Source organism: Pseudomonas sp. Pseusp3 (assembly GCF_047304225.1).
In the GTDB taxonomy this organism is placed as follows: domain Bacteria; phylum Pseudomonadota; class Gammaproteobacteria; order Pseudomonadales; family Pseudomonadaceae; genus Aquipseudomonas; species Aquipseudomonas fluorescens_CD.
This window is the reverse complement of record NZ_JBGLYV010000059.1, coordinates 16,385-40,110: the sequence shown is the minus strand read 5'-3', so window position 1 is coordinate 40,110 and position 23,726 is coordinate 16,385. Positions and strand designations below refer to the sequence as shown.

At 60.3% G+C, this 23,726-nt stretch carries 27 protein-coding genes and 2 pseudogenes; 12 read left to right on the top strand and 17 right to left on the bottom strand.

Going from position 1 to position 23,726, the window contains the following annotated elements; all coding sequences use genetic code 11:
- The 3 genes and pseudogenes from ACCD00_RS19820 to ACCD00_RS19810 all read right to left on the bottom strand — a co-directional run.
- Positions 1 to 165, bottom strand: a pseudogene (locus tag ACCD00_RS19820) (SOS response-associated peptidase); the annotation flags it as partial.
- A 35-nt stretch (positions 166 to 200) separates the two neighbouring features.
- Positions 201 to 461 carry a putative signal transducing protein gene (locus ACCD00_RS19815; RefSeq protein ID WP_007979315.1) on the bottom strand — a complete coding sequence of 87 codons (261 nt, stop codon included), beginning with the start codon at positions 459 to 461 and terminating at the stop codon, positions 201 to 203.
- A gap of 9 nt (positions 462 to 470) precedes the next feature.
- A complete protein-coding gene (locus ACCD00_RS19810; protein ID WP_085715945.1) occupies positions 471 to 653 on the bottom strand; it encodes a CPXCG motif-containing cysteine-rich protein in 183 nt (60 codons plus the stop codon).
- A gap of 139 nt (positions 654 to 792) precedes the next feature.
- On the opposite strand from ACCD00_RS19810, the gene ACCD00_RS19805 reads away from it, so the two are divergent.
- Positions 793 to 1,959, top strand: coding sequence for a 1-acyl-sn-glycerol-3-phosphate acyltransferase (locus ACCD00_RS19805; protein ID WP_413427080.1), 1,167 nt, complete (start codon positions 793 to 795; stop codon positions 1,957 to 1,959).
- 75 nt (positions 1,960 to 2,034) lie between these two features.
- Here ACCD00_RS19805 and ACCD00_RS19800 read toward each other — a convergent pair whose 3' ends face one another.
- The gene (locus ACCD00_RS19800; RefSeq protein WP_008016658.1) at positions 2,035 to 2,313 is read right to left on the bottom strand and encodes a hypothetical protein; all 279 of its coding nucleotides are present in this window, start codon (positions 2,311 to 2,313) and stop codon (positions 2,035 to 2,037) included.
- Positions 2,314 to 2,503: 190 nt separating this feature from the next.
- Here ACCD00_RS19800 and ACCD00_RS19795 point away from each other — a divergent pair, with 190 nt between their 5' ends.
- Positions 2,504 to 2,710 carry a hypothetical protein gene (locus tag ACCD00_RS19795; protein ID WP_085724026.1) on the top strand — a complete coding sequence of 69 codons (207 nt, stop codon included), beginning with the start codon at positions 2,504 to 2,506 and terminating at the stop codon, positions 2,708 to 2,710.
- 124 nt (positions 2,711 to 2,834) lie between these two features.
- On the opposite strand, the gene ACCD00_RS19790 is transcribed toward ACCD00_RS19795, so the two are convergent.
- On the bottom strand, positions 2,835 to 3,419 hold the full coding sequence (locus ACCD00_RS19790) for a YajG family lipoprotein (protein WP_007973847.1): 585 nt from the start codon (positions 3,417 to 3,419) through the stop codon (positions 2,835 to 2,837).
- 205 nt (positions 3,420 to 3,624) lie between these two features.
- On the opposite strand from ACCD00_RS19790, the gene ACCD00_RS19785 reads away from it, so the two are divergent.
- On the top strand, positions 3,625 to 3,864 hold the full coding sequence (locus ACCD00_RS19785) for a hypothetical protein (RefSeq protein WP_413427077.1): 240 nt from the start codon (positions 3,625 to 3,627) through the stop codon (positions 3,862 to 3,864).
- Between the two features lie 737 nt (positions 3,865 to 4,601).
- Positions 4,602 to 6,110, top strand: a complete 1,509-nt coding sequence (gene mqo, locus ACCD00_RS19780) for a malate dehydrogenase (quinone) (protein ID WP_413427075.1) — start codon at positions 4,602 to 4,604, stop codon at positions 6,108 to 6,110.
- A 66-nt stretch (positions 6,111 to 6,176) separates the two neighbouring features.
- Here mqo and ACCD00_RS19775 read toward each other — a convergent pair whose 3' ends face one another.
- From ACCD00_RS19775 to ACCD00_RS19760, 4 genes are all read right to left on the bottom strand, one after another.
- Entirely contained in the window at positions 6,177 to 6,464 is a 288-nt protein-coding gene (locus ACCD00_RS19775) for a PA4642 family protein (protein WP_008016652.1), read from the bottom strand.
- 63 nt (positions 6,465 to 6,527) lie between these two features.
- Positions 6,528 to 7,013 (bottom strand): hypothetical protein, encoded by a 486-nt coding sequence (locus ACCD00_RS19770; RefSeq protein ID WP_413427073.1) that lies wholly within the window; start codon positions 7,011 to 7,013, stop codon positions 6,528 to 6,530.
- 127 nt (positions 7,014 to 7,140) lie between these two features.
- The gene (locus tag ACCD00_RS19765; RefSeq protein ID WP_413427071.1) at positions 7,141 to 7,614 is read right to left on the bottom strand and encodes a WbuC family cupin fold metalloprotein; all 474 of its coding nucleotides are present in this window, start codon (positions 7,612 to 7,614) and stop codon (positions 7,141 to 7,143) included.
- Positions 7,615 to 7,618: 4 nt separating this feature from the next.
- Positions 7,619 to 8,176, bottom strand: coding sequence for a hypoxanthine-guanine phosphoribosyltransferase (locus tag ACCD00_RS19760; protein WP_007981338.1), 558 nt, complete (start codon positions 8,174 to 8,176; stop codon positions 7,619 to 7,621).
- 164 nt (positions 8,177 to 8,340) lie between these two features.
- Here ACCD00_RS19760 and upp point away from each other — a divergent pair, with 164 nt between their 5' ends.
- Together upp and ACCD00_RS19750 are read left to right on the top strand one after the other, a co-directional pair.
- The gene (gene upp, locus ACCD00_RS19755; RefSeq protein WP_102671705.1) at positions 8,341 to 8,979 is read left to right on the top strand and encodes a uracil phosphoribosyltransferase; all 639 of its coding nucleotides are present in this window, start codon (positions 8,341 to 8,343) and stop codon (positions 8,977 to 8,979) included.
- Positions 8,980 to 8,981: 2 nt separating this feature from the next.
- Positions 8,982 to 10,256 carry a uracil-xanthine permease family protein gene (locus ACCD00_RS19750; protein WP_413427068.1) on the top strand — a complete coding sequence of 425 codons (1,275 nt, stop codon included), beginning with the start codon at positions 8,982 to 8,984 and terminating at the stop codon, positions 10,254 to 10,256.
- Between the two features lie 103 nt (positions 10,257 to 10,359).
- Here the strand turns inward: ACCD00_RS19750 and hemH are convergent, their stop codons facing one another.
- Both hemH and ACCD00_RS19740 read right to left on the bottom strand, forming a co-directional pair.
- Positions 10,360 to 11,382, bottom strand: a complete 1,023-nt coding sequence (gene hemH / locus ACCD00_RS19745) for a ferrochelatase (RefSeq protein ID WP_413427066.1) — start codon at positions 11,380 to 11,382, stop codon at positions 10,360 to 10,362.
- A 13-nt stretch (positions 11,383 to 11,395) separates the two neighbouring features.
- Entirely contained in the window at positions 11,396 to 12,298 is a 903-nt protein-coding gene (locus tag ACCD00_RS19740; protein WP_413427064.1) for a TIGR01777 family oxidoreductase, read from the bottom strand.
- A 196-nt stretch (positions 12,299 to 12,494) separates the two neighbouring features.
- Here ACCD00_RS19740 and ACCD00_RS19735 point away from each other — a divergent pair, with 196 nt between their 5' ends.
- The 6 genes and pseudogenes from ACCD00_RS19735 (at position 12,495) to ACCD00_RS19710 (ending at position 17,921) form a co-directional block, all read left to right on the top strand.
- Positions 12,495 to 13,481, top strand: a complete 987-nt coding sequence (locus ACCD00_RS19735) for an NAD(P)/FAD-dependent oxidoreductase (protein WP_413427063.1) — start codon at positions 12,495 to 12,497, stop codon at positions 13,479 to 13,481.
- A gap of 197 nt (positions 13,482 to 13,678) precedes the next feature.
- Positions 13,679 to 14,224 (top strand): annotated as a pseudogene (locus tag ACCD00_RS19730) (YbgA family protein); the annotation flags it as partial.
- On the top strand, positions 14,221 to 15,162 hold the full coding sequence (locus ACCD00_RS19725; RefSeq protein WP_413427061.1) for a MerR family transcriptional regulator: 942 nt from the start codon (positions 14,221 to 14,223) through the stop codon (positions 15,160 to 15,162). The pseudogene ACCD00_RS19730 and the gene ACCD00_RS19725, both read left to right, overlap by 4 nt.
- Before the next feature lie 21 nt (positions 15,163 to 15,183).
- Positions 15,184 to 16,641, top strand: a complete 1,458-nt coding sequence (gene phrB, locus ACCD00_RS19720; protein WP_413427059.1) for a deoxyribodipyrimidine photo-lyase — start codon at positions 15,184 to 15,186, stop codon at positions 16,639 to 16,641.
- Between the two features lie 98 nt (positions 16,642 to 16,739).
- Positions 16,740 to 17,522, top strand: a complete 783-nt coding sequence (locus ACCD00_RS19715) for an SDR family NAD(P)-dependent oxidoreductase (RefSeq protein WP_413427057.1) — start codon at positions 16,740 to 16,742, stop codon at positions 17,520 to 17,522.
- A gap of 93 nt (positions 17,523 to 17,615) precedes the next feature.
- Positions 17,616 to 17,921, top strand: coding sequence for a YkgJ family cysteine cluster protein (locus ACCD00_RS19710; protein ID WP_008016637.1), 306 nt, complete (start codon positions 17,616 to 17,618; stop codon positions 17,919 to 17,921).
- A gap of 146 nt (positions 17,922 to 18,067) precedes the next feature.
- On the opposite strand, the gene ACCD00_RS19705 is transcribed toward ACCD00_RS19710, so the two are convergent.
- The 6 genes from ACCD00_RS19705 to hemA all read right to left on the bottom strand — a co-directional run bounded on the left by ACCD00_RS19705 (position 18,068) and on the right by hemA (position 23,440).
- Complete coding sequence (locus ACCD00_RS19705) at positions 18,068 to 18,586, bottom strand: acyloxyacyl hydrolase (protein ID WP_413427055.1); 519 nt, start codon at positions 18,584 to 18,586, stop codon at positions 18,068 to 18,070.
- A 121-nt stretch (positions 18,587 to 18,707) separates the two neighbouring features.
- Positions 18,708 to 19,499: a glutamate racemase gene (murI, locus tag ACCD00_RS19700; protein WP_413427053.1), complete on the bottom strand. Its 792-nt coding sequence runs from the start codon at positions 19,497 to 19,499 to the stop codon at positions 18,708 to 18,710.
- On the bottom strand, positions 19,492 to 20,247 hold the full coding sequence (locus ACCD00_RS19695) for a molybdopterin-synthase adenylyltransferase MoeB (RefSeq protein WP_413427051.1): 756 nt from the start codon (positions 20,245 to 20,247) through the stop codon (positions 19,492 to 19,494). The genes murI and ACCD00_RS19695 overlap by 8 nt, the downstream gene beginning before the upstream one ends.
- Positions 20,241 to 21,071, bottom strand: coding sequence for a peptide chain release factor N(5)-glutamine methyltransferase (prmC, locus tag ACCD00_RS19690; protein WP_007973878.1), 831 nt, complete (start codon positions 21,069 to 21,071; stop codon positions 20,241 to 20,243). Before prmC ends, ACCD00_RS19695 begins: the two co-directional genes overlap by 7 nt.
- Positions 21,072 to 22,154 (bottom strand): peptide chain release factor 1, encoded by a 1,083-nt coding sequence (gene prfA, locus ACCD00_RS19685; protein ID WP_413427049.1) that lies wholly within the window; start codon positions 22,152 to 22,154, stop codon positions 21,072 to 21,074.
- A complete protein-coding gene (gene hemA / locus ACCD00_RS19680; RefSeq protein ID WP_008016623.1) occupies positions 22,151 to 23,440 on the bottom strand; it encodes a glutamyl-tRNA reductase in 1,290 nt (429 codons plus the stop codon). The genes prfA and hemA overlap by 4 nt, the downstream gene beginning before the upstream one ends.
- Positions 23,441 to 23,726 lie beyond the last annotated feature (286 nt).

Below are 23,726 nucleotides of genomic sequence, written 5' to 3'. Positions count from 1 at the left end.
GCCCCAGCGGGCGCGGGCCAACGTGCGCTGGCCGTCCGGCCCGGCCCGCAGCATCAACACCGAATCATTGGGGGAAATGTTCCACTGCGCCTGCTGGTCGGCGGGAAAACCGGGCAGCGCCGCGAAGGCGGGATTCCAGCGAAACAGGGCATAACGTCCACACATGGGGCAACACGGCTCTTGATCAAACGAACGCCAGCCTAACAGACCAGCGTGCCGGGAAAACTGTCCGGTTCATCACCGGACAGCGGCAGCGCGGCATTGTACGCGGTGATCAGCTCGCGGGCGTATTCGGCCTGGTCGTTCTCGACCGACAGCCCGAGCAGGCCATAGATCGGCAACTCGCCGCTGCCCCCGAGCAAATCACGACCGACCAGATGCGCCTCGATACCCTCGCTGGCGAGCATGCCTTGCAGCAACTCGCCTTCCATCAGGTTTTCCGGATCGTAGATGCGCTGCATACACGCTCCTCACTCGTTTTCACTGAACACTTCGAGATGCCATTCCTCTCCATGAACCTGCAACACAAACGTTATCGGCCGGCAGCATACCTGGCAGTCCTCGATGTAGGTCTGATCGCCACCGGACAAATCCAGAGTAGTCTCTACCTCCTCACCACAATACGGACATTCATACAGCGCGTTTTCCAGCATCGCGGTCTCCCAAGTGACTTGTGCGTATAATCGCCGGTCTATTTGCAGGGCTATTTTTGTCTGGCTACTTTTTCAGACCGTGCCCCGCCGGTTTTCGATCAAAACCTTTACTTACCCTAGCCGTTTCTAACAAGAGAGCATGATGGGCGAATTCGATGCCATCCGACCTTACGACGACAGTGAAGTCCCGGCAGTGCTGGCACGGCTGCTCGGCGACAAGGCGTTTCTAGATATCCTCACCCACTTCCGCTTCCCGCGTTTCGCCGGCGCTTTAGGCTGGGCGCTCAAACCTCTTATAGCCCATCGGCTGCGCCGTGAGTTTGCCGGCGTGACCTCCGTGGCCACATTACAGGACAAAGTCGAGCATTACGTCGACCATACCATCGAGCGCGCCACCGACGGTGTCACCTATACCGGGGTAGAGCAATTCAAGTCCGGCAGTGCCTACCTGTTTATCGCCAACCACCGCGATATCGTGATGGACCCGGCCTTCGTCAACTATGCCGTGTACCACGCCGGTCTGCCGACCCCGCGCATCGCCATTGGCGACAACCTGCTGCAAAAGCCTTTCGTCAGCGACCTGATGCGCCTGAACAAGAGCTTCATCGTGCACCGCTCGATCAGCGGACGTCGGGAGAAAATGGCGGCTTATCAATTGCTGTCGGCGTACATCAACCATTCGATCCGCAATGATTGCGCCTCGATCTGGATCGCCCAGGCAGAGGGGCGTGCCAAGGACGGTGACGACCGTACCGAATCGGCAATCCTCAAGATGTTCCACATGAGCCGCAAGGACGAGCCGTTCGGTGAAGTCATTCAGTCGCTGAACCTGACCCCGGTGTCGATCAGCTACGAATACGACCCGTGCGATCAGGCCAAGGCCCGCGAGCTTTACATCCGCGCCACCACCGGCAGCTACACCAAAGTGCCGGGCGAGGATGACGTGAGCATCGCCAAGGGCATCACCGGCTACAAGGGCCGGGTGCATGTGAACTTTGCCGCGCCGATCACCGACCTGTTCGAAGATACCAAGCAATTGGCGGTCGAGATGGACAAGCAAATCCTCAGCGGCTATCGCTTGTTCCCGGTGCATTACCTGGCTTATGCGCAGTGGAAGGACGCTGACCCGCAACTGCAGGTACCAAAAGCTGCGCAAGTGTTCCCGGCCGAGGAACTGGCCAAGGCCCAGGAAGAATGGCAACGCCGCCTGGACGCCTGCCCCGAAGAGCATCGTCCATTCCTGGTGTTGCAATATGCGACGCCGGTACGCAATCAGTACCGGGTGAAGGCAGGGTTGCCGCTGTAAGCGGTTTCGGCCAGATGCAAAAACGGCGCCTTCGAGGCGCCGTTTCTGTTTCTGCGAGGGTGCTGCGTCAAGACTTCAGACCTGCGTACTGATCCACGACACCAGCAGCGCCATCCCCATGCAGGCAAAACCGAAAATGTAGAAAAACCGGTTCCTGCGCAAGGTCGCCCAGTCCAGCGTGGGCTCTACGCTGGGGCTGCTCTGGCGCTGCGCCTGCAAACTGGCCATCGCGCGCAGTTCGCGACGACGGGTGGCGTGCAACAACCAGCCGCCCGGGAAGGCTAAGAGCAAGGCCAGCAGATTGATCAATTTGGCGGGATGGGCGGTAAACAGCGTCATCAAGTGCAGCGACATCACAGACCTCAAGTAAAACAGGTGGCAGGTGCCGGACCGGCGACCGCGGCGCGGATTCTACCGAAACCCTGCGCCCCTGCCCTCTGTTTCCGACAAATAACGAAGCAATTGACTAATGGCTGTCCTGAGTCACGGCTTCGTCATCTGTATCGGCGACCATGCGCGCCTCGAAACCGACACGGACCTCGTCATGCTCCACGCCGAAAACCAGGATCGTCTTTACCTCATCACCCCCAGCGAAGAACAACAAGCCCTCGTCGGCAGCCTCGCTTTCAATGTTCAAGACCGCCATTGGCTGGTGTATTGCGCCCTGGGTGGACATCAACATGCGGATTTGCCGGAAACGGATTTGCTGACCGGTGTGAGCGTGCTGGATTTCTACTCGCAAGCCGCGTGATTCCCTTGCCCCCTGTAGGAGCGAGCTTGCTCGCGATGGACTTGAGGACGCCGCGGGGTATCAGATTCCCCGCGTAATCGTTAACGTCCATCGCGAGCAAGCTCGCTCCTACAGTGGGCTCGCATTACTCGCCGAGAATCTGGCCCACGGTCGGGTCCTTGAACAGGCGGGTCAACGCATCGCTCAACACATCGCTGACCAGCTTGGTGTTGGTTTCCTGGTTCGGCGCCATACCGAAGCGCTGGTCCAGGGACGAACCATAACGGCCGCTGTAGCGACGGTTGGCGTTCTGTACATCCGAGCGGAACGTCGCGCCGATGGTGGCTTCGGTCACGTACATGCCTTCCTTGGGCGACTGGTACTTCAACTCTGCCAGGGTCACGGTCAGTTGCGGTGCATTCATGGCATTGTTCGTCGGGGTAAAGCCCAACAGACGCACGGCGGCTTCAGCCTGGGCCTGCAGTTTCGGCAGGATCTGCGCGCCCTGCACGGTGATCGCGCTGGTCTCCGGATACAGGCCGCCACGGGTTCCCAGGGTTGGCGACGGACGACCGTCCACTACACGTACCACAACGGGCTGGCCATGGCCGACCGGGGCCAGCTGGGCGGTCAGCTTGGGTTCCGGGCTCAGTTGTTGCGGGCTGTGGGCGCAACCAACCAGGGTCAAACTGGTCACAGTGATCAAACCGAACAACAGGCGTTGCAACATGCTCTTCTCTCCAGAATCAGGCACAAACAGGCCAGCAGTATAGCGGTGCGCCACCGCGGGGAACCAGCACCTCACCGTGTTTGATGAAATCTCTGACAACTCCCTGGGAAAGCGGTTCTTGTCACCTATCTGTCATCGCCCATACACTTGCACGTAACGGCTAGTGGGCTATTTTCACAATAACCGCCCTACAAGGTAATTTGCCATGCGATACCTCGTCTCGTTGTTCGCACCACGCCCACTGCACCGCTGCTTTGCCCTGCTCGACAGCAATGGCCATTGCCAGGCGTTCAAGCAGTGCAGCCTCCAGCCCATGGGTGATGGCTGGGTTGAAATCGAAGAAATCCGCCTGAACTGGCTGAATCAGCCGCTGCCGGCCGGTGCCCGCGTCGTTTCGCAACAGCAGCAGCCACGCTCGCGTGCACAGCAATTGATGACGACCTGACCAAACACCTAATAAAAGTCATTAAACACGACCAATTCCCTGCGTTTCTTAGATACAATCTCCCCCCGATTATAAGGACGTCTCCTGATCGGGCCTCGCAGCATCGTCAATGCGCTTGTGTTGACACCCCGCACCGCCCACAGAGAGCCGCCCACACAGATCGAGTGAAGCTGGCGCGCTTGCTGTTTCGTTGAGCAAAACCTCCACTTTTCGCGAATCTGCAGAGCTGTCATTACGCTCGGTCACTGAGCTGTTTGCCCGTTTTGCCTGCCCTGTATCCCATGGCGGCAATCCATCCGGGCACGGTGCCAGGCTGGGACAGCCCTTTTTGAGGTTCACGTCTTCAAAAGAGCGTGAAAAAAACGGGTTTTCACAACTTCACAAGAGTGTGGCGAGCAAATGAATAGTTTTGCGTCTGAACATGCACCATTAGCGTCTACAACAGCCCAACGACACAGGACCGAGTATTCCTCTAACACCGGAGCCTGAAGCCTGTCCGCTACGGATTTGGTTGCACAAACGGATGTATCGACCATAAGTCGAATTGCCTCCCGCGCGCTGAAATGAGTTCATATGGCTCATAGGCCCGGCAGGTAGCGTCCGTCGAAGTTGCGATAAATTGCGAAGATTCGGACATGGCGACACTGCCATGGGTACCTGGGGCAACACTGACACGCCCCGTCACTCCTGGCAGCCATGCCGACAATTTGGTGCTGCAGATTTTGGAGACGCGTTAAATGGCGCATAACGAAGCAGTCGACGTAGTACTGGTTGGGGCCGGCATCATGAGTGCCACCCTGGCGGTACTGCTCAAAGAGCTCGACCCCGCGATCAAGCTGGAAGTCGTCGAGCTGATGGATTCCGGTGCTGCGGAGAGTTCCAACCCGTGGAACAACGCCGGTACCGGTCACGCCGGGCTGTGTGAGCTCAACTACACGCCGCAGGCAGCCGATGGCGCCGTCGACATCAAGAAAGCCGTGCACATCAACACCCAGTTCGAGGTGTCGAAGCAGTTCTGGTCGTACCTGACCCGAAAAGGCACGTTCGGCTCGTGCAAATCGTTTATCAGCCCGGTGCCACACCTGAGTTTCGTGCAGGGCGACAGCGGCGTGTCCTTCCTCAAGGAACGCTTCAGGGTGCTGAGCAAGCACCACGCCTTCGCCGACATGGAATACACCGAAGACAAGGCCAAAATGGCCGAGTGGATGCCGCTGATGATGCCTGGCCGCGATCCTGGCGAAACCCTCGCCGCGACCCGCGTGATCAATGGCACCGACGTCAACTTCGGCGCCCTGACCAACCAGTTGCTCAAGCACCTGACCAGCGCACCCGATGCCCAGGTCAAGTACTGCAAGCGCGTGACCGGCCTCAAGCGCAGCAACGGCGGCTGGACCGTCAGCATCAAGGACGTCAACAGCGGCAATACCCGTGAAGTCGACGCCAAATTCGTCTTCCTCGGCGCTGGCGGCGCGGCACTGCCGCTGCTGCAAGCCTCGGGCATCGAAGAAAGCAAAGGCTTCGGCGGCTTCCCGATCAGCGGCCAGTGGCTGCGCTGCGACAACCCGGAAGTGGTCAAGCACCACCAGGCCAAGGTCTACAGCCAGGCCGCAGTAGGTTCGCCACCCATGTCCGTGCCGCACCTTGACACCCGCGTAGTCGATGGCAAGAAGTCCCTGCTGTTCGGACCGTACGCCGGCTTCACCACCAAGTTCCTCAAGCACGGTTCCTTCATGGACCTGCCGATGTCGGTTCGCGCCGGCAACATCGGCCCGATGCTCGCCGTGGCGAAAAACAACATGGACCTGACCAAATACCTGGTCAGCGAAGTGATGCAGTCGATGGAGCAGCGCCTGGATTCCCTGCGTCGCTTCTACCCGCAGGCGAAACCCGAAGACTGGCGTCTGGAAGTGGCCGGCCAACGGGTGCAGATCATCAAGAAAGACCCGAAAAAAGGCGGCATCCTGCAATTCGGTACCGAACTGGTCGCGGCCAAGGACGGTTCCCTGGCGGCACTGCTCGGCGCTTCTCCAGGTGCCTCGGTGACCGTTTCGATCATGCTCGAGCTGATCGAAAAATGCTTCCCGAGCAAAGCCAAGGGCGAATGGGCCACCAAACTGGCCGAAATTTTCCCGGCCCGGGAAAAAGTTCTGGAAACCGACGCTGCGCTGTATCGCAAGATCAACGCGCAGAACAACGTTGCCCTGGAACTGGTTGAAGCCAGCAGCGAGACCGAAAGCTACGCTTGATTCGGCGCCATGAAAAACGCCCCGTTCTCGGTGAGAACGGGGCGTTTTTTTATGGCTGAAATTTACTCAGCCGCGAGCTTTCTCGATCAGCTCGATGTAATCCGCCGCGTTGCGCTGATCCTTGATCAGGGCAACGAAGTCATTGCCGTGCTCATCCTTGCCATTCACGTCGTAACCCGCTTCGACGAAGAACGTCAGGAAACGCTCGAAATCGTCGATGCGCAGGCCACGGTAGGCCTTGACCAGTTTGTGCAGGGACGGAGAAGTCGCGTCGACCGGTTCGAAATCGAGGAACAACTTGATCTGCTCATCGCCGATCTCGTCACCAATCACTTGTTTTTTATCTTTACGCATTGCCGACTCCAGCTCGCAGACATTTCACGGGGCGGGCAGTTTACCCCTGCGCAGGCACAGGGCTCAACGCGGACGAGTGCTGCCGGTGTGCAGATCGGCCCAGACATGCCCATTGGCGTAGCTGAGAAACTGGCAATACACCGTGTCGTTGCGCAACAAGTCGATCACCACCCGGTATTGCGCCAGCGGGTAATAGAGGGTCAGGGTCTTGCTCGGCGCGTCATAGACCGGCTTCTTCAGGCTTTTGCTTTCGCCGTCGAAATTGACCAGCACCTGACTGATGCTGGCGCCCTTGTTCAAGGATTTGCCCTTGAGTCGAATCAGCAGGGGCGAAGTGACCGGAATGGGCTGTTGACTGGATTGACGCTGGCTGCCGACCACCACCGAATACTCGGTAACCTGCAGCAGTTGTTGCTGCTCGGGATCAGCAGCGCGCAGAGTGAGATCGTCCGGCGGCAGAAATTGACTGTGCATGGGCGCCGGGGCCGCGGCAAGTGGCAGGCTGAGGGTCAGCAACAGGGCGGCACAGCAGCGGATCGAACGGCTCATGGCAGGCTCCAGAGGACGGGTGTAGGAGCGAGCTTGCTCGCGATGTAATTGAAGGCGACGCTTTTTCCAGACAAGCGTCATCGTTCACGTCCATCGCGAGCAAGCTCGCTCCTACAAGTGGTGTATATCAATCGAACTGCGCGTGCATCCAGGCCTGATACTCGGCAACACCGGGCTCGCCTTCGCGTGGCGCCCAATGCGCCAGTTCACCTTCACCGACCGGACGGTAAGGGCCGGCCTTGCATTCGAACATCAGGCTGTCGGCCTCCAGCACCACCAAGCCGTGGAACACACCGGCCGGCAGGTCCACGCCAACACAGTCGCCACCGGCCTGAAGCACGGTCTTGCTCAGCACCGTACCGGTCTCGTCAAAGATCAACACACCCAGCCGCCCCTTGAGGACCAACAGGGTTTCGGCCTTGTTGTCGCCCAAATGCCGGTGAGGCGGGATATACGTGGACGGCTGCAACCCCACCGCCATGCGATGGCAAGCGTCTTCCATCTGATGGAAGTTGTGATGCTGGCGCCCACGAGGATTGGCCGCGGCTTTCCCGGCCAACTCGGTGAACAGGGTCTGATCCAGAAAGCGAGGCGCGATCATGTTCTTACATTCCTTTAACGGCAAAAATCCCGTTGGCGTTACGCCAGTAGCCTTTGTAGTCCATGCCATAACCGAAGATGTAACGGTCGATGCACGGCAGACCGACGAAATCGGCCTTGAGGTCCGGCCGGGCCTTGCGGTCGTGGTCTTTGTCGATCAACACGGCAGTGTGCACTTTACGTGCGCCAGCGTGTTTGCAGAAGTCGATGATCGCGCCCAGGGTGTGACCTTCATCAAGGATGTCGTCGATGATCAGCACATCACGGTCGATGAAGGACACTTCCGGCTTGGCTTTCCAGAACAGGTCGCCGCCGCTGGTTTCGTTGCGATAGCGGGTGGCGTGCAGGTAGGACGCTTCCAGCGGGAACTGCAGATAGGTCAGCAGCTTGCCGGAGAAAATCAGCCCGCCGTTCATCACGCAGAACACCACCGGGTTGCTGTCGGCCATTTGTTCGTTGATTTGTGCACCGACGCGGGCGATGGCCGCCTCGACTTCAGCTTCGGTGTACAGGCAGTCAGCCTCTCGCATGATTTGACGGATATGCTCGAGATCAGCGGACATGGCGCTCTCCAGGGGGTTGGAAGTCAGGAAAAGCGGGCAAAGGTACGCATCCCGCACGGCCAGATCAAGCGTTTGTGGACTAACGTACTGTATGTCTATAGGACAACACCCTCGGATAGATTAATCTAGGCCGGTTTTTTTGCCCGCCGCCGGAGCCTTTCCCCATGCCCATCCATGAGATCCGCCACCCGCTGATCCGTCATAAACTTGGCCTTATGCGCCGCGCAGACATCAGCACCAAGAATTTCCGTGAGCTCGCTCAGGAAGTCGGCGCCCTGTTGACCTATGAAGCCACCAAAGACCTGCCGCTGGAGTCCTACGATATCGAGGGCTGGTGCGGCACCGTATCGGTCGAGAAAATCGCCGGCAAGAAAATCACCGTGGTACCGATCCTGCGTGCCGGCATCGGCATGCTCGAAGGCGTGCTCAGCCTGATCCCGGGCGCCAAGGTCAGCGCCGTCGGCGTGGCTCGCAACGAGGAAACCCTTGAAGCCCACACCTACCTGGAAAAACTGGTACCGGAAATCGACGAACGCCTGGCAATGATCATCGACCCGATGCTTGCCACCGGTGGCTCGATGGTTGCCACCATCGACCTGCTGAAAAAAGCCGGCTGCAAGGACATCCGCGCCATGGTGCTGGTCGCCGCGCCAGAAGGCATCGCTGTGGTCGAGAAAGCTCACCCGGACGTGATCATCTACACCGCTTCCATTGATCAGAAACTCAACGAGCACGGCTACATCATCCCAGGGCTGGGCGATGCCGGTGACAAGATCTTCGGCACCAAGCAGAAGGACGCGTGAGCATGCAGCAAGAGTTCAACGATCCGCTCTGGCGCACGGTGCTGTCGGGTGCGCAGATGCTGTTCGTGGCCTTCGGCGCTCTGGTGTTGATGCCGCTGATTACCGGTCTCGACCCGAACGTGGCGCTGTTCACGGCCGGCCTGGGGACGATCCTGTTCCAGATCGTCACCGGGCGTCAGGTGCCGGTGTTCCTGGCATCGAGCTTTGCTTTCATTACCCCGATCATTCTCGCCAAGGGCCAGTTCGGCCTGGCGGCGACCATGGGCGGTGTGATGGCGGCGGGATTCGTCTACACCTTCCTCGGCCTCGCGGTGAAGATCAAAGGCACCGGTTTCATCGACCGCCTGCTGCCGCCGGTGGTGATCGGGCCGGTGATCATTTCGATCGGCCTGGCCATGGCGCCGATTGCCGCCAACATGGCCATGGGCAAGGCTGGCGATGGCAGTGAATTGATTCATTACCAGACGGCGATGATGATCTCGATGCCCGCGCTGCTGACCACGCTGATCGTCGCGGTTTTCGGCAAGGGCATCTTCCGCCTGGTGCCGATCATCTCCGGCGTGCTGGTCGGTTTCGGCATGTCGTTCTACTTCGGTGTGGTCGATGTTGCGAAGATTGCTGCGGCACCGTGGTTCGCCATCCCGAACTTCACCGCGCCGGAATTCAACTGGCAAGCGATCCTGTTCATCGTTCCGGTGGCCCTGGCCCCGGCCATCGAGCACATCGGCGGCGTGATTGCCGTGGGTAGCGTGACTGGTCGCGATTACCTGAAGAAGCCGGGCCTGCACCGCACCCTGCTCGGCGACGGCATTGCCACCACGGCGGCCGGCCTGTTCGGCGGCCCACCCAACACCACCTACGCCGAAGTGACCGGCGCGGTCATGCTGACCAAGAACTACAACCCGAAAATCATGACCTGGGCGGCGATCTTCGCCATCAGCCTGGCGTTTATCGGCAAGTTCGGTGCACTGCTGCAAAGCATTCCGGTGCCGGTGATGGGCGGGATTCTCTGCTTGTTGTTCGGTTCGATTGCGGCGGTGGGGATGAACACGCTGATCCGCCACAAGATCGATCTGGGCGAGGCGCGCAATCTGGTGATCGTTTCGGTGACCCTGGTATTCGGGATCGGCGGCGTGCTGATCGGCACCGGCACCGGGCCGGACGATTTCGGCCTCAAGGGCATCGCGCTGTGCGCGGTAGTGGCGATTGGTTTGAATCTGATCCTGCCGGGCAATGACAGCTGGAAGCACAAGAAGGCGAATGAGCCGCTGATCTAAGCAGACTCGGATTCTTCGCTGACTGAAAGACCCACTTCGCGAGCAAGCCCGCTCCCACAGGTTAATCACCGACCCTGTGGGAGCGGGCTTGCTCGTGAAGCTTTTAAAGCGCCAGAGGCGCTCGCTCGCACAACGCACTCAACGCCTTCGCCCAATGCGGGTCATCGTTGAGGCACGGCACCAGCACCAGGTCCTCTCCCCCTGCTGCGCGGAATTGCTCCTTCCCGCGATCACCAATCTCTTCCAGTGTTTCGATGCAATCGGCCACGAATGCCGGGCACATCACCAGAATCTTTTTCGCGCCGCTTTTGGCCAACTCATCGAGGCGCGCTTCGGTGTAGGGTTCGATCCACTTGGCGCGCCCCAGACGCGACTGGAACGACACCGACCACTTGCCCTCCGGCAATCCCATGCGCTTGGCAAACTCTGCCGCCGTACGCAGGCATTGGCCGCGATAACAGGTGGCGACCACCTCGGGTGGCGCCCCGGCGCAGCAATCACCGCCACCCTCGAAGCTGTGCCCGGGGTTGAGCTTCTTCAGATGCCGTTCCGGCAACCCATGAAAACTCATCAACAGGTGATCGAAGTCCTGCTGCAAATGCGGCCGGGTCGTGGCCACCAGCGCATCGAGGTACTCCGGTTGATCGTAGAACGGCTGGAGCACCGACAGCTGTACGTCGAGGCTCTTCTCGCGCACCACACGTCTGGCTTCCTCAATGACGGTAGTGGTGGTGCTGTCGGCGAACTGTGGATACAGCGGCGCCAGCGTGATTCGCTTGTGCCCCGCGGCGGCCATGCGCACCAGCGTCGATTCAATCGACGGCTCGCCGTAGCGCATCGCCAGTTCGACCGGGCCATGCTGCCACTGGCCGGTCATGGCTTGTTGCAGGCGGCGGCTGAGCACCACCAGCGGCGAGCCCTCGTCCCACCAGATCGAGGCATAGGCGTGGGCCGACTGCTCGGGGCGCTTGATCAGGATCAGCGACACCAGCAAGCGTCGAACCGGCCATGGCAGGTCGATCACGTACGGGTCCATCAGAAATTGATTGAGGTAGCTGCGCACATCCGCCACCGAGGTGGAGGCAGGTGAACCCAGGTTGACCAGAAGCAACGCGTGATCGGTCATGCAACGTCCTATTTCAAAGGCGACCGGACAGATCGTCCAGAGCCGCGCGCAAATCCGTGAACTGAAAAGTGAAACCCGCCTTCAACAGGCGAACCGGCGTGGCCCGTTGGCCACCCAGCAACAGCAAGGACAACTCGCCCAGCCCCACCTTCAATGCGAGGGCCGGCATCGGCATGAACGCCGGGCGATGCAGCACGCTGCCCAGCGCCTTGGCAAACTCGCGGTTGCGCACCGGTCTGGGCGCGCACGCATTATAGGGACCGCTGGCCTCGTTGCGGTGCAGAAGAAAATCAATCAGGGCGATTTGATCGTCGATATGAATCCACGGCATCCACTGCCGGCCGTTGCCGATCGGCCCTCCCAGGCCCAGTTTGAACGGCAGTAACAGCCGCGACAAAAAGCCGCCCTCCGCCGATAGCACCAACCCGGTACGGATGAGAATGACGCGAATGCCCAGCGTTTCAGCCCGCTGTGCAGTCTCTTCCCAGGCGATGCATAACTGGCTGGCGAAATCTTCGCTGACCGGCGCCGTGTCCTCGGTCAGTTCGCGCTCGCCACCATCGCCATACCAACCAGCAGCCGAACCGGAAATCAAGACCCTTGGTTTCTGCTCGAGGCTTTCAAGCCACGCCAACAGGGTTTCAGTCAGCGTGATCCGGCTGCTCCACAACAAGGCTTTGCGCTTGTGCGTCCAGGGACGGTCGGCAATTGGCGCTCCGGCAAGGTTGACGATCGCATCCACCGGCTCCTGCCCCAGATCCTCCAGCCGAGCAACTCCACGCACTTGGGCACCACATATTTTCGCGACCTTTTCAGGCTTGCGACTCCAGACTATCAGGCGATGGCCCTGCCCTGACCAGTGCCGGCAGAGCTGACGTCCTATCAAACCAGTACCGCCGGTCAGCAATATGTGCATGACTTCTTCCTCGCGTGGCGTTTTACCCTGTCCATTAGTCTATTTTTATAAGCAGGGATCTTTGGTATCGAGCAGGCGCTATGTTTAACAATAGGCCAAGCTGTCAGAACGAGAACGCTAAAAGTTATACCAAAAAACAATATTGTACAGGTTTCAACCCCGGCGTAGTCTGTACAGAAAGGTAAACGAGGCCCCTATGACTGTACCTATCGCAATCATTGGCACCGGCATTGCCGGACTCTCCGCCGCCCAGGCCCTGACCGACCTCGGGCACGTGGTTCAACTGTTCGATAAAAGCCGCGGCAGCGGCGGGCGCATGTCAAGCAAGCGCAGCGATGCGGGTGCTCTGGACATGGGCGCGCAATATTTCACCGCCCGCGATCGCCGCTTTGTCACGGAAGTCCAGCGCTGGCAAGCCAACGGCTGGGTCGCCGAGTGGACGCCGCAGCTGTACACCTACCATGGCGGCCAGCTCAACCTGTCGCCGGACGAGCAGACCCGCTGGGTCGGTACGCCCCGCATGAGCGCCATTACCCGCTCCCTGCTCGGTGACCTTGAAGTGCATTTCGCCTGCCGGATCACCGAGGTCTATCGCGGTGAAGAACACTGGCATCTGCAGGACGCCGAGGGCTTCACCCACGGGCCGTTCAGCCACGTGGTCATCGCCACGCCAGCCCCACAGGCCACGGCTCTGCTGGCATCTGCGCCGAAGCTCGCGGGCGCCGCCGCCGGGGTGAAGATGGACCCGACCTGGGCGATTGCCCTGGCCTTCGAAACACCGTTGGAAACCCCCATGGAAGGCTGCTTCGTACAGGACAGCCCACTCGACTGGCTGGCCCGCAACCGTAGCAAACCCGGACGCGACAACACCCTCGACACCTGGGTGCTGCACGCCACCAGCTCCTGGAGTCGCCAGCACATTGACCTGCCCAAGGAGGCTGTGATCGAACAGCTGCATGGCGCATTCGCCGAACTGCTGCACGACTCCATGCCCGCGCCGAGCTTCAGCCTCGCCCACCGCTGGCTCTACGCCCGCCCTGCCACCAGTCACGAATGGGGCACCCTGGCCGATGCCGACCTGGGGCTGTACGCCTGTGGCGACTGGTGCCTGTCCGGACGCGTCGAAGGGGCCTGGCTCAGCGGTCAGGAAGCTGCCCGCCGCTTGCATGAACACCTGCAGTAAAGAGCATCGATCCGAGCAAGTCGCTGCTGTCGTCATGGACAGCAGCCGGTCAAAATACCTATACATATAATTTGACTTGTACAACTTTGAATCTATGATGAAGTTGTCTTGTACAGACTCGAATGTTTGTACAGGTTCAGATTCGAGGTGCTCCGATGCCCCACTCCCCCGCCAAACCGAAAATCGCCATCAGCGCCTGCCTGCTGCACCCGGATTTGCCGGTGAAGGAAGACGGCCGGCTCAACGATCCGGAGCTGCGGGAAAACTTCCTCACTCGCGTATTCGCCTGCAGCGCCTGGCAGCAGCTGTGCCAGGAAGGCCTGACCCGGCGCGGTCTCACGGACTTTCACTCGCGCTACAAATACCTGTTGATGGCGCACAATCCACAGCAATACAAAGTGCTCGGCAACCTGCTGGGCAACATGGGCCATACCGATCCGAAGGAGCTTGGCGCGCGCTATTTCATTGAACTGATGGCGGCCCTGAAAAAGTGCGCCACCCGCGGCACCCATGCCAATGTCCTGCAACACCTCAGTGGCTACCTGAAACAGGCCATCAGCCGCGAAGACAAGCAGGAGTTGCAACACGTGATCAGCCAGTATCGCCTGGGCATCGTGCCGTTGGTGGTGCCGTTGACACTGCTCAAACATCACTTTAACCGACACCCCGATCCGTACATCGCACAGCAGGTTTACCTGCAACCGCCCCCGGAAGACCTCAGCCTGCGAAACGCCATCCAATGAAAAAAGCACCCGACACCAGCGCCCGCGATGACCTCGGCGATGACTTTAACAAGGCGCTGGACGAAGGTTGGCTGCCGATCCGTGAAGTGGCGCGGCAAACCGGCGTCAATGCCGTGACCTTGCGCGCATGGGAGCGGCGCTACGGCCTGATCGTGCCGCAACGCACGCCCAAGGGGCACCGGTTGTTTTCGGCCGACCATGTACAACGCATCCTGACCATCCTCACCTGGCTCAACCGTGGCGTTGCCGTCAGCCAGGTCAAGCAATTGCTCGATACGCCGCAAGCCTTCAGCGAGTCCGTCGACAACGATTGGCACGCCTTGCTTCAAACGTTGCTGCAGGCGGTCAGCGGATTACAGGAACGCGCCCTGGATGACAGCGTCAATCAGGCGATGGCGCTGTATCCGCCGCGAACCCTGTGCGAGCAATTGCTGATGCCCCTGCTGGCCGCTCTGGAGCTACGCTGGCAAAGCCAGTTCGGGGCGCAGATGGAGCGAGTCTTTTTTTGTGCCTGGTTGCGCAGCAAGTTCGGCGCACGCATCTACCATAACAATCGTCAGTTGCGCAGCGCACCACTGCTGTTGATCAACCACTCGGACTTGCCCATGGAGCCTCAGCTGTGGCTAACGGCCTGGCTGATCAGCAGTGCCGATTGCCCGGTGGAGGTCTTCGACGGGCCACTGCCTGTCGGTGAACTGGCACTGGCGGTCGAGCTGCTGCGACCCCGCGGGGTTCTGCTGTACTCCAGCAAGGCCATGAACCTGGCGCAACTGCCGAAACTTTTCAAAGGCATCAGTTGCCCAAGAATGATTGCCGGACCAACGGTATGCATCCACCACGCCGAGTTGTCCGCAAGTACTCCCGAGATCGCTGATTTGTACCTGGCCGAAGATCCATTGTCGGCACATCAGGCACTCATTCAGCGCGGGCTGATTTAAATGAATCGCGTGGATACCAACATGCAATTGATCTGGTTGCGCAGCGACTTGCGCCTACACGACAACACCGCCCTCTCGGCCGCCGCGGCCCGCGGGCCGTGCGTGGCCGTGTATCTGCTGAGTCCGGAACAATGGCTGGAACACGACGACGCGCCCTGCAAAGTGGACTTCTGGCTGCGTAACCTGCGCGAATTGAGCCGCGAACTGGGTCAACTGAACATTCCCCTGCTGGTCCGCCGGGCACCGCGCTGGGAGGATGCGCCAGCCGTGTTGCTGAATCTGTGCCGGCAATGGCAGATCGACGCGGTGTACCTCAACGAAGAGTACGGCATCCATGAAACCCGTCGCGATGCGGCGGTCGCCAGGACACTCGGGGCCGAAGGCATCGAAGTTCACCGCTACCTCGATCAATTGCTGTTCAAGCCCGGGAGTGTGCTGACCCGGACCGGCACTTACTTTCAGGTCTTCAGCCAGTTCCGCAAAGTCTGCTACGAACGCTTGCACCACTCGCTGCCCAGCCTGGTCCGCGCACCACACAGGCAAGCGCCGCTGAACATTGCCAGCGATGCGATCCCCTTGAGTGTCGAGGGTTTTACGACGCCCGGTGATAACCTGCGCAGCCTGTGGCCGGCGGGCGAAGCCCAAGCCCGGCAGCGCCTCGACAGCTTCAGCGATGCACAGATCGACCATTACCATAACGAGCGCGACTTCCCGGCAAAACCCGGCACCAGTCAGCTCTCGGCCTATCTCGCGGCCGGAGTGATTTCTCCCCGCCAATGCCTGCACGCCGCCTTGAACAGCAATCAGGGTGAGTTCGAAAGCGGCAAGACCGGCGCCGTCACCTGGATCAACGAACTGCTGTGGCGCGAGTTCTACAAACACATCCTGGTGGGCTACCCACGGGTGTCCCGGCACCGCGCGTTTCGCCCGGAAACCGAAGCGCTGGCCTGGCGCGATGCCCCCGAAGAACTGGCCGCCTGGCAACAGGCGCGTACCGGTTTGCCGATCATCGACGCCGCCATGCGCCAACTGCTGGCTACCGGCTGGATGCACAACCGCCTGCGTATGGTGGTGGCGATGTTCCTGACCAAGAACCTGCTGATCGACTGGCGCGAAGGCGAACGCTTTTTCATGCGACACCTGATCGATGGTGACCTGGCGGCGAACAATGGTGGCTGGCAATGGAGTTCCTCCACCGGTACCGACTCGGCGCCTTATTTCCGGATTTTCAACCCGTTGAGCCAGTCGGAAAAATTCGACCCCGAAGGCCTGTTCATCAAGCACTGGCTACCGGAACTGGCCGGGGTGAGTAAAAAAGACGTGCACAACCCCGCCAGTCTCGGCGGCCTTTTCAGTGTTGTGGATTACCCGTCACCGATCGTCGACCTGAATGCTTCGCGTACACGCGCCTTGGCCGCATTCAAGAATCTGCCGTCACGGCAACTGTCCGCCGAACTGGCCGGGAGTGCCTGTGAGTAGTTTCCTGCAGCCGTATGCCGGCAGTTCATGGCGCTCGACAAAGACAACCTGCAACATTTAGCGGACCGGGCTGTTGCCTGGCTGAAAAGGAGCTTGGGATGAGTCGTACACCTCCTCGCCGTTATTGGCTGACCGGCGCCAGCAGCGGTATTGGTGCCGCGCTGGCCGAGAAAATCCTGAAAACCGGCGCGCACCTGGCGGTAAGCTCAAGGTCAGTTGCGCCACTGAAAGTCTTGTCGCAACGTTATCCGGGACAAGTGCTGGTGGTCGCCGGAGACCTGACCAATAGCCAGACCGTGCGCGAAATCGGCGAGCAAATTGCCGAGGATTGGGGTTCGCTGGACACCGTGATACTCAACGCCGGCACCTGCGAGTACGTGGACGCCAGGCAGTTCGATGCGTCGATTGTCGAGCACGTGGTGCGCACCAACCTGTTGGCCAGCAGCTATTGCATCGAGGCTGCCCTGCCTTTGCTACGGGCTGGCACCGCACCGCATATGGTGCCCATGGCCAGTGCGGTGACTTACCTGCCGCTGCCCAAGGCAGAAGCCTGCGGCGCCTCGAAGGCCGGGTTGCGTCATTTGTTCGAATCCCTGCGCATCGACCTGGCTCCCGAAGGCATAGAAGTCACGGTGATCAGCCCCGGTTTTGTTGAAACGCTGCTGACGACGAAAGACGACTTCTCCATGCCCTTGAGCTGGCCGCTGGCGAAAGCCGCACGGTACATCTTCGAAAAGCTCAAGGACCGCCCGCTGGAAATCGCTTTCCCGGCAGCGTTCATGGCTACCCTGTGGCCGCTCTCCAGACTGCCGGACCATGTGAAACTGGAGATAGGTAAACGCATGGTGCGCAGCCAGCCGCCGTTCAAGGATCAACCGTGAAAATCGCCATCATCGGAAGGGGAGTTTCGGGGGCGGACCTGCGTCCGTCCGACCTTTCACACAGCACCCGGTGACTGCCTTACACTGCGCGCCATGAATACCATCCCCCATACGCAAATCGCGGAACCCGCGGTCACGTGTTCGACCTGCGCAGCCTGCTGCTGCCAGCTCGAAGTCATGCTGATCACCGATACGGGTGTGCCTGAACGGTTCATCGATACCGATGATTGGGGCGGGGAAGTCATGCTGCGTCTGGACGACGGCTGGTGTGCCGCACTGGATCGCAACTCGATGATGTGCACCATCTACGAAAAACGCCCGCTGATCTGCCGGGAGTTCGAGATGGGTGCACCGGAGTGCATCGACGAACGCCAGGGGATTTCGACGGCGTATCGCTAGTTTGAAGTCACCCAAATACAAATGTGGGAGCGGGCTTGTCTCCGGGCGGCGATCCGACGAAAGCGTCAGATCAGTCAATTACAGTGTCGACTGATCCACTGCTTTCGCGAGCAAGCCCGCTCCCACATTTAGTACAGCGTCGTGTCTTACAACGGCAACGTGTAATGCAGCGAGTAGCTTTCTACACCGTCGTTGGAACTGGCGAGCCCGGCGTTGGAATAGTGCGTTGCGCGGATCCCGACTTCATGGCCACCGTTGAAGCGCAGGCCAAAACCGAGCCGGTCTTCAAACTGGAAAGCACCGCCGATGTTGTTGTCTTCGAGTCGGGTATGGGAGAACACCGCCACGCCAATGCCAGCTTCAACGAACGGTTTGACGTTCTGGCCGGCAAACTCGTAAACGAACACCGGAGAGAACGACAGGCTGTTGTTGCTTGAGGTCTTGTCGCCTTCCCAATAGGTGTAGGCACCGCTCCAGTAGCCGGTCATGCGACCGACGTCACTCTGCCACCAGCTCTGGTCCCAATCGAATTGCATGCCCAGTCGATACGTCATGGTCGAATCGCTGGTCTGACCAACCGCGAACTCCACACCTGCCGCCTGCGCAGTAAAGGTGTGCCCCATTAATGCGGCCGCAATCGCGGCCAAACAGAATAGTCGCTTCACGAGAAACTTCCTTTTCCGAACGATTTCGTATGATTTTTTTGTTGCCCAGCCCTGCAACGCTGTAGAAGTCAGCGATCAATCAGAAGCTCACCCGATTTTTCGTATTCCCCCGGTCAATCTTTTACCTGTTGAAGCTTCGCACAACGCCACAGCTATTCCACAGTTTCGGCAATATATTTCTGAAATGCTGCGGATCGGCGCTGGTCCAGAACTGCGCCTCACGGGCAGGCCCTTCGGCGAGCAGTTCGCCTTCGGCCAAAAGCCGCTGGAGTTGCCGTGCGACGGCGGCACCGGTGTCGATCAGGCTGATGTCCTCGGGGATCATCTGCCGGAGCATCTGCTTGAGAAAGGGGTAATGGGTGCAGCCGAGAATCAGCGTGTCCGCGCCGGCGGCCAGCAGCGGCTGGACATACCTGGCCAACAGCTGGCGAAGCTCGGGGCTATGCAGATCGCCGTTTTCAATCAGCTCCACCAGCCCGGGGCACGGCTGGGTAATGACTTTCACGTCCGCGGCGAAACGGTCGAGCAATGCAGCGAATTTGGCGCTCTGCAAGGTGCCGGTGGTAGCCAGCACCCCCACCACACCGGAGCGGGTTGCGGCGGCGGCCGGCTTGACTGCTGGCTCCATGCCGACGATGGGCCATTCGGGATAGTCTCGGCGCAAGTCGGCGACGCCGGACACCGTCGCCGTGTTGCAGGCCAGCACCAAAGCCTTGGCGCCCTGCTGCTGAAAAAAATCGGCCATCACACTGCAACGCTGCCGGATGAATTCCGGGGTTTTCTCGCCATAGGGAACATTCCCGCAATCGGCGACGTACATCAGCGTCTCGTTGGGCAACAAGCGCTGGATCTCGGCGAGCACCGAGAGCCCACCGACACCAGAATCGAACACGCCGATTGGCGCCTCACGCATGTTTCGATCCACAAACGCTGCAGCCCGGATCACGCTTGACCCGCAATTCGCGAAAGCGCGTACCCAAGGCATCGATCAACAGCAGGCGCCCCACCAGCGGTTCGCCGAATCCGGCCAGCAACTTCAGCGCTTCAAGCGCTTGCAGACTGCCGACCAGCCCCACCAGCGGCCCGACCACCCCGGCTTCGCTGCATGTCAGTTCGGCTTCGCTGCCGTGCCCGTATAAACAGTGGTAGCACGGGCTCTCTGGCCGACGCGGATCGAACACCGACAATTGCCCTTCGAGGCGAATCGCCGCGCCGCTGACCAGCGGTTTGCCGGCGGCCACACAAGCGCCGTTGACCGCTTCACGGGTGGCGAAATTGTCCGAGCAATCGAGCACCAGATCCACGGCGGCGACAGTAGCGGCCAGGGAATCTTCATCCAGCGCCGCACGATGAGCGATCAACCGTATCTCGGGATTGATCGCCGTCAGGCGTTTGATCGCCGAATCGACTTTGCCCATGCCGATGCTGTCGGTGTCGTGAATGATCTGGCGCTGCAGGTTAGTCATGTCGACCGTATCGAAGTCCGCCAGATGCAACTCGCCGACCCCTGCGGCGGCGAGATACAGCGCCACCGGCGAGCCGAGGCCACCGAGGCCGACGATCAATACGCGGCTGTCCTTGAGGCGCAACTGGCCGTCGATATCGATGTGTTGCAGCAGAATCTGCCGACTGTAACGCAGCAACTCCTGATCATTCAGCACGGCAGGCGCCCCAGACTGATGCGTTGGTGACCGCCCAGATCGGTGCGGCTGTGAACTTCCTCGAAACCGCGGGTCAGCAGCAAATCGCGGACCGCCTCGGCCTGATCATAACCATGCTCGAGCATCAGCCAACCGCCAGCGTCGAGATGGTCCGGTGCCTGGGCGACGATCAGACGCAGATCGTCGAGCCCGTCGACACCGGCCACCAGTGCGCTGGCCGGTTCAAAGCGCACATCGCCCTCGACCAGATGCGGATCGGCCGCTGCAATGTAGGGCGGGTTGCTGATGATCAGTTGAAAACGCTGACCTTCCAGGGCGCTGAACCAATGGCTGCTCAGCACCTTGGCGTTATTCAGATGCAGGCGCTGGCGATTGCGCTCGGCCAGGGCCACGGCTTCCAGCACGCGATCCACGGCAGTGACGCTCCAGGCCGGACGCTCGCTCGCCAGCGCCAGGGCAATCGCGCCACTGCCGGTGCCCAGGTCGAGGACCTTGGCCGGCGTGGCCGGCAGCAACTCCAGCGCAGCCTCCACCAGCAGTTCGGTGTCCGGGCGCGGGATCAGCGTGTGCGGTGCCACTTCCAGATCCAGCTTCCAGAAACCTTGCTGGCCGAGGATATAGGCCACCGGCTCGCCGCTGCGGCGGCGCTGCAAATACTCGGCGAACGTCAGCGCCGCTTCGCTCGGCACGATGCGTTCCGGCCAGGTATGCAGGAAACTGCGGGACTTGCCCAACGCCGCCGCCAGCAGCAATTCGGCATCCAGACGCGCCGTCGGCGAGTCGGGTAAATCGGCGGCGCGCAACAAACTGGCAATGATCGTCATTTACTCACCTATCGCTGCCAGTTGATCGGCCTGGTACTCGGCCAGCAATGGCTCGATCACCGCCTCGACGCCGCCGGCAAGGATCTCGTCGAGGGAATACAGGGTCAGGTTGACCCGGTGGTCGGTGACCCGGCCCTGGGCAAAATTGTAGGTGCGGATGCGCTCGGAGCGATCACCGGAACCGACCAGCAACTTGCGCTCGCTGGCGATGGCGTTGGCCGCGGCCGAGGTCTGCTGATCGTTCAGCTTGGCCGACAACCAGGACATCGCCCGGGCACGGTTCTTGTGCTGTGAACGTTCTTCCTGGCACTCGACCACGATGCCGGACGGCAAGTGCGTGATACGAATAGCCGAGTCGGTCTTGTTGACGTGCTGGCCACCGGCGCCGGAGGAGCGATAGGTATCGATGCGCAGGTCGGCCGGGTTGATCTCGATGGCTTCCTGCTCGTCCGGCTCGGGCAATACCGCCACGGTGCAGGCCGACGTGTGGATGCGGCCCTGGGATTCGGTCGCCGGCACCCGCTGCACGCGGTGGGCACCGGATTCAAATTTCAGCTTGCCGTAGACGTTATCGCCTTCGACCCGGGCAATCACCTCTTTATAGCCGCCGTGCTCACCCTCGTTTTCCGAGAGGATTTCCACCCGCCAGCCACGACGCTCGGCGTAGCGCGAATACATGCGGAACAGGTCGCCGGAGAAAATCGCCGCCTCGTCGCCGCCGGTGCCGGCACGGATTTCGAGGAACACGTTGCGCCCGTCGTTCGGGTCCTTGGGCAGCAGCATGCGCTGCAGGTCGGCCTCGAGCGAGACCAGGCGTTCCTTGGCCTCGCGGACTTCTTCCACGGCCATTTCACGCATGTCCGGGTCGCTGTCCTTGAGCAGAGCCTGGGCGCCTTCGAGGTCGGCCTGCACTTTCAGCAGCTGTTTATAGGCGTTCACGACCGGTTCAACTTCCGCGTACTCCTTGGAATAGGTGCGGAACTTGTTCTGATCGGAAATGACCTCGCCGTCGCCCAGCAGGGCGGTCAATTCCTCGAAACGATCCTGGAGAATATCCAGCTTATTGAGCAGTGACGCTTTCATTGCGGTTTTTTATCCGAAAAGCTATCCGATGAGCCCTCACCGAGGGCAAAGAGTTCCTGGGCCATCGCCAGCGCATCCAGGCGACCTTCGGCAGAGAGCTTTTTCAACTGCACGCTCGGTGCGTGCAACAGTTTGTTGGTCAGCCCACGAGCCAGTTGCACCAGCACCTCTTCGGCACTGGTGCCGTTGGCCAGCAGGCGCTGGGCCTTTTGCAATTCTTCGTCGCGCAGGCGTTCGCTCTGTTGACGATAGGCCTTGAGTACATCCACCGCCGCCAATTCACGCAGGCGGACCATGAAGTCTTCGGCGCCGACCGAGACCATCTCTTCGGCAGCCTGGGCTGCGCCCTGGCGGCTCTTGAGGTTCTCGGCGACCACTTCGTGGAGATCGTCGACGCTATAGAGGTAAACATCGTCCAACTCGCCGACTTCTGGCTCGATGTCACGCGGAACGGCGATATCCACCATGAAGATCGGTTTGTGCTTGCGCAGTTTCAAGGCGCTTTCCACTGCACCCTTGCCCAGAATCGGTAACTGGCTGGCGGTGGAACTGATGACGATATCGCTGCGCACCAGCTCCGCCGGAATATCCGACAGCAACACGGCATGGGCGCCGAACTGTTCGGCCAGAATGCTGGCGCGCTCCAGGGTACGGTTGGCGACCACGATGCGCTTTACACCCAGGTCATGCAGATGGCGGGCGACCAGGGTGATGGTCTCGCCGGCGCCGATCAACAAGGCCTGGCTGCGCTGCAAGTCGCTGAAAATCTGTTTCGCCAGGCTCACCGCGGCAAACGCCACCGATACCGGGTTCTCGCCGATGGCCGTGTCGGTGCGCACCTGCTTGGCCGCGTTGAACGTGGCCTGGAACAGCCGCCCGAGCAATGGCCCGATAGTGCCGGCCTCGCGGGCCACGGCATAGGCTGACTTCATCTGGCCGAGAATCTGCGGTTCGCCCAACACCAGCGAGTCGAGCCCGGAAGCCACCCGCATCATGTGACGAACTGCCGCATCATCTTCATGCACATAGGCGCTTGCGCGCAGCTCGTCGAAGCTCAAATGATGATATTCGGCCAGCCAGTGCAGCACGACGTCCGCCGACAGGTGATCCTGTTCTATATAGAGTTCACTGCGATTGCAGGTGGAGAGGATCGCAGCTTCGCGGCTGTCGGTGAGTCGGCAGAGCTGCTGCAAGGCCTCAACCAGTTGCTCAGGGGTAAAAGCCACGCGCTCGCGGACGTCTACTGAAGCAGTCTTGTGGTTAATACCGAGTGCAAGGAAGGCCATTCAAAGTCGCTGATTGTGACGTGAAGCCGGTAATTGTCCTACTTCGACGGAGTCAGAACAACTACTCGATATCTATTGGCCCGGTAGGCGTCGTCGCATACTGAGAGCGGTTCTTGTTTCGCATCCCTTTGTAGGAGCTGGCTTGCCAGCGATGGACCGACAGGCGCCGCGTCTTTGCGGTTAAAACGCGTCATCGTTAACGACCATCGCTGGCAAGCCAGCTCCTACACAAGGACCCGGTGTACACGGGTAAATTGGCGGCTCGGTTATGTTTGGCCGAAAGCTT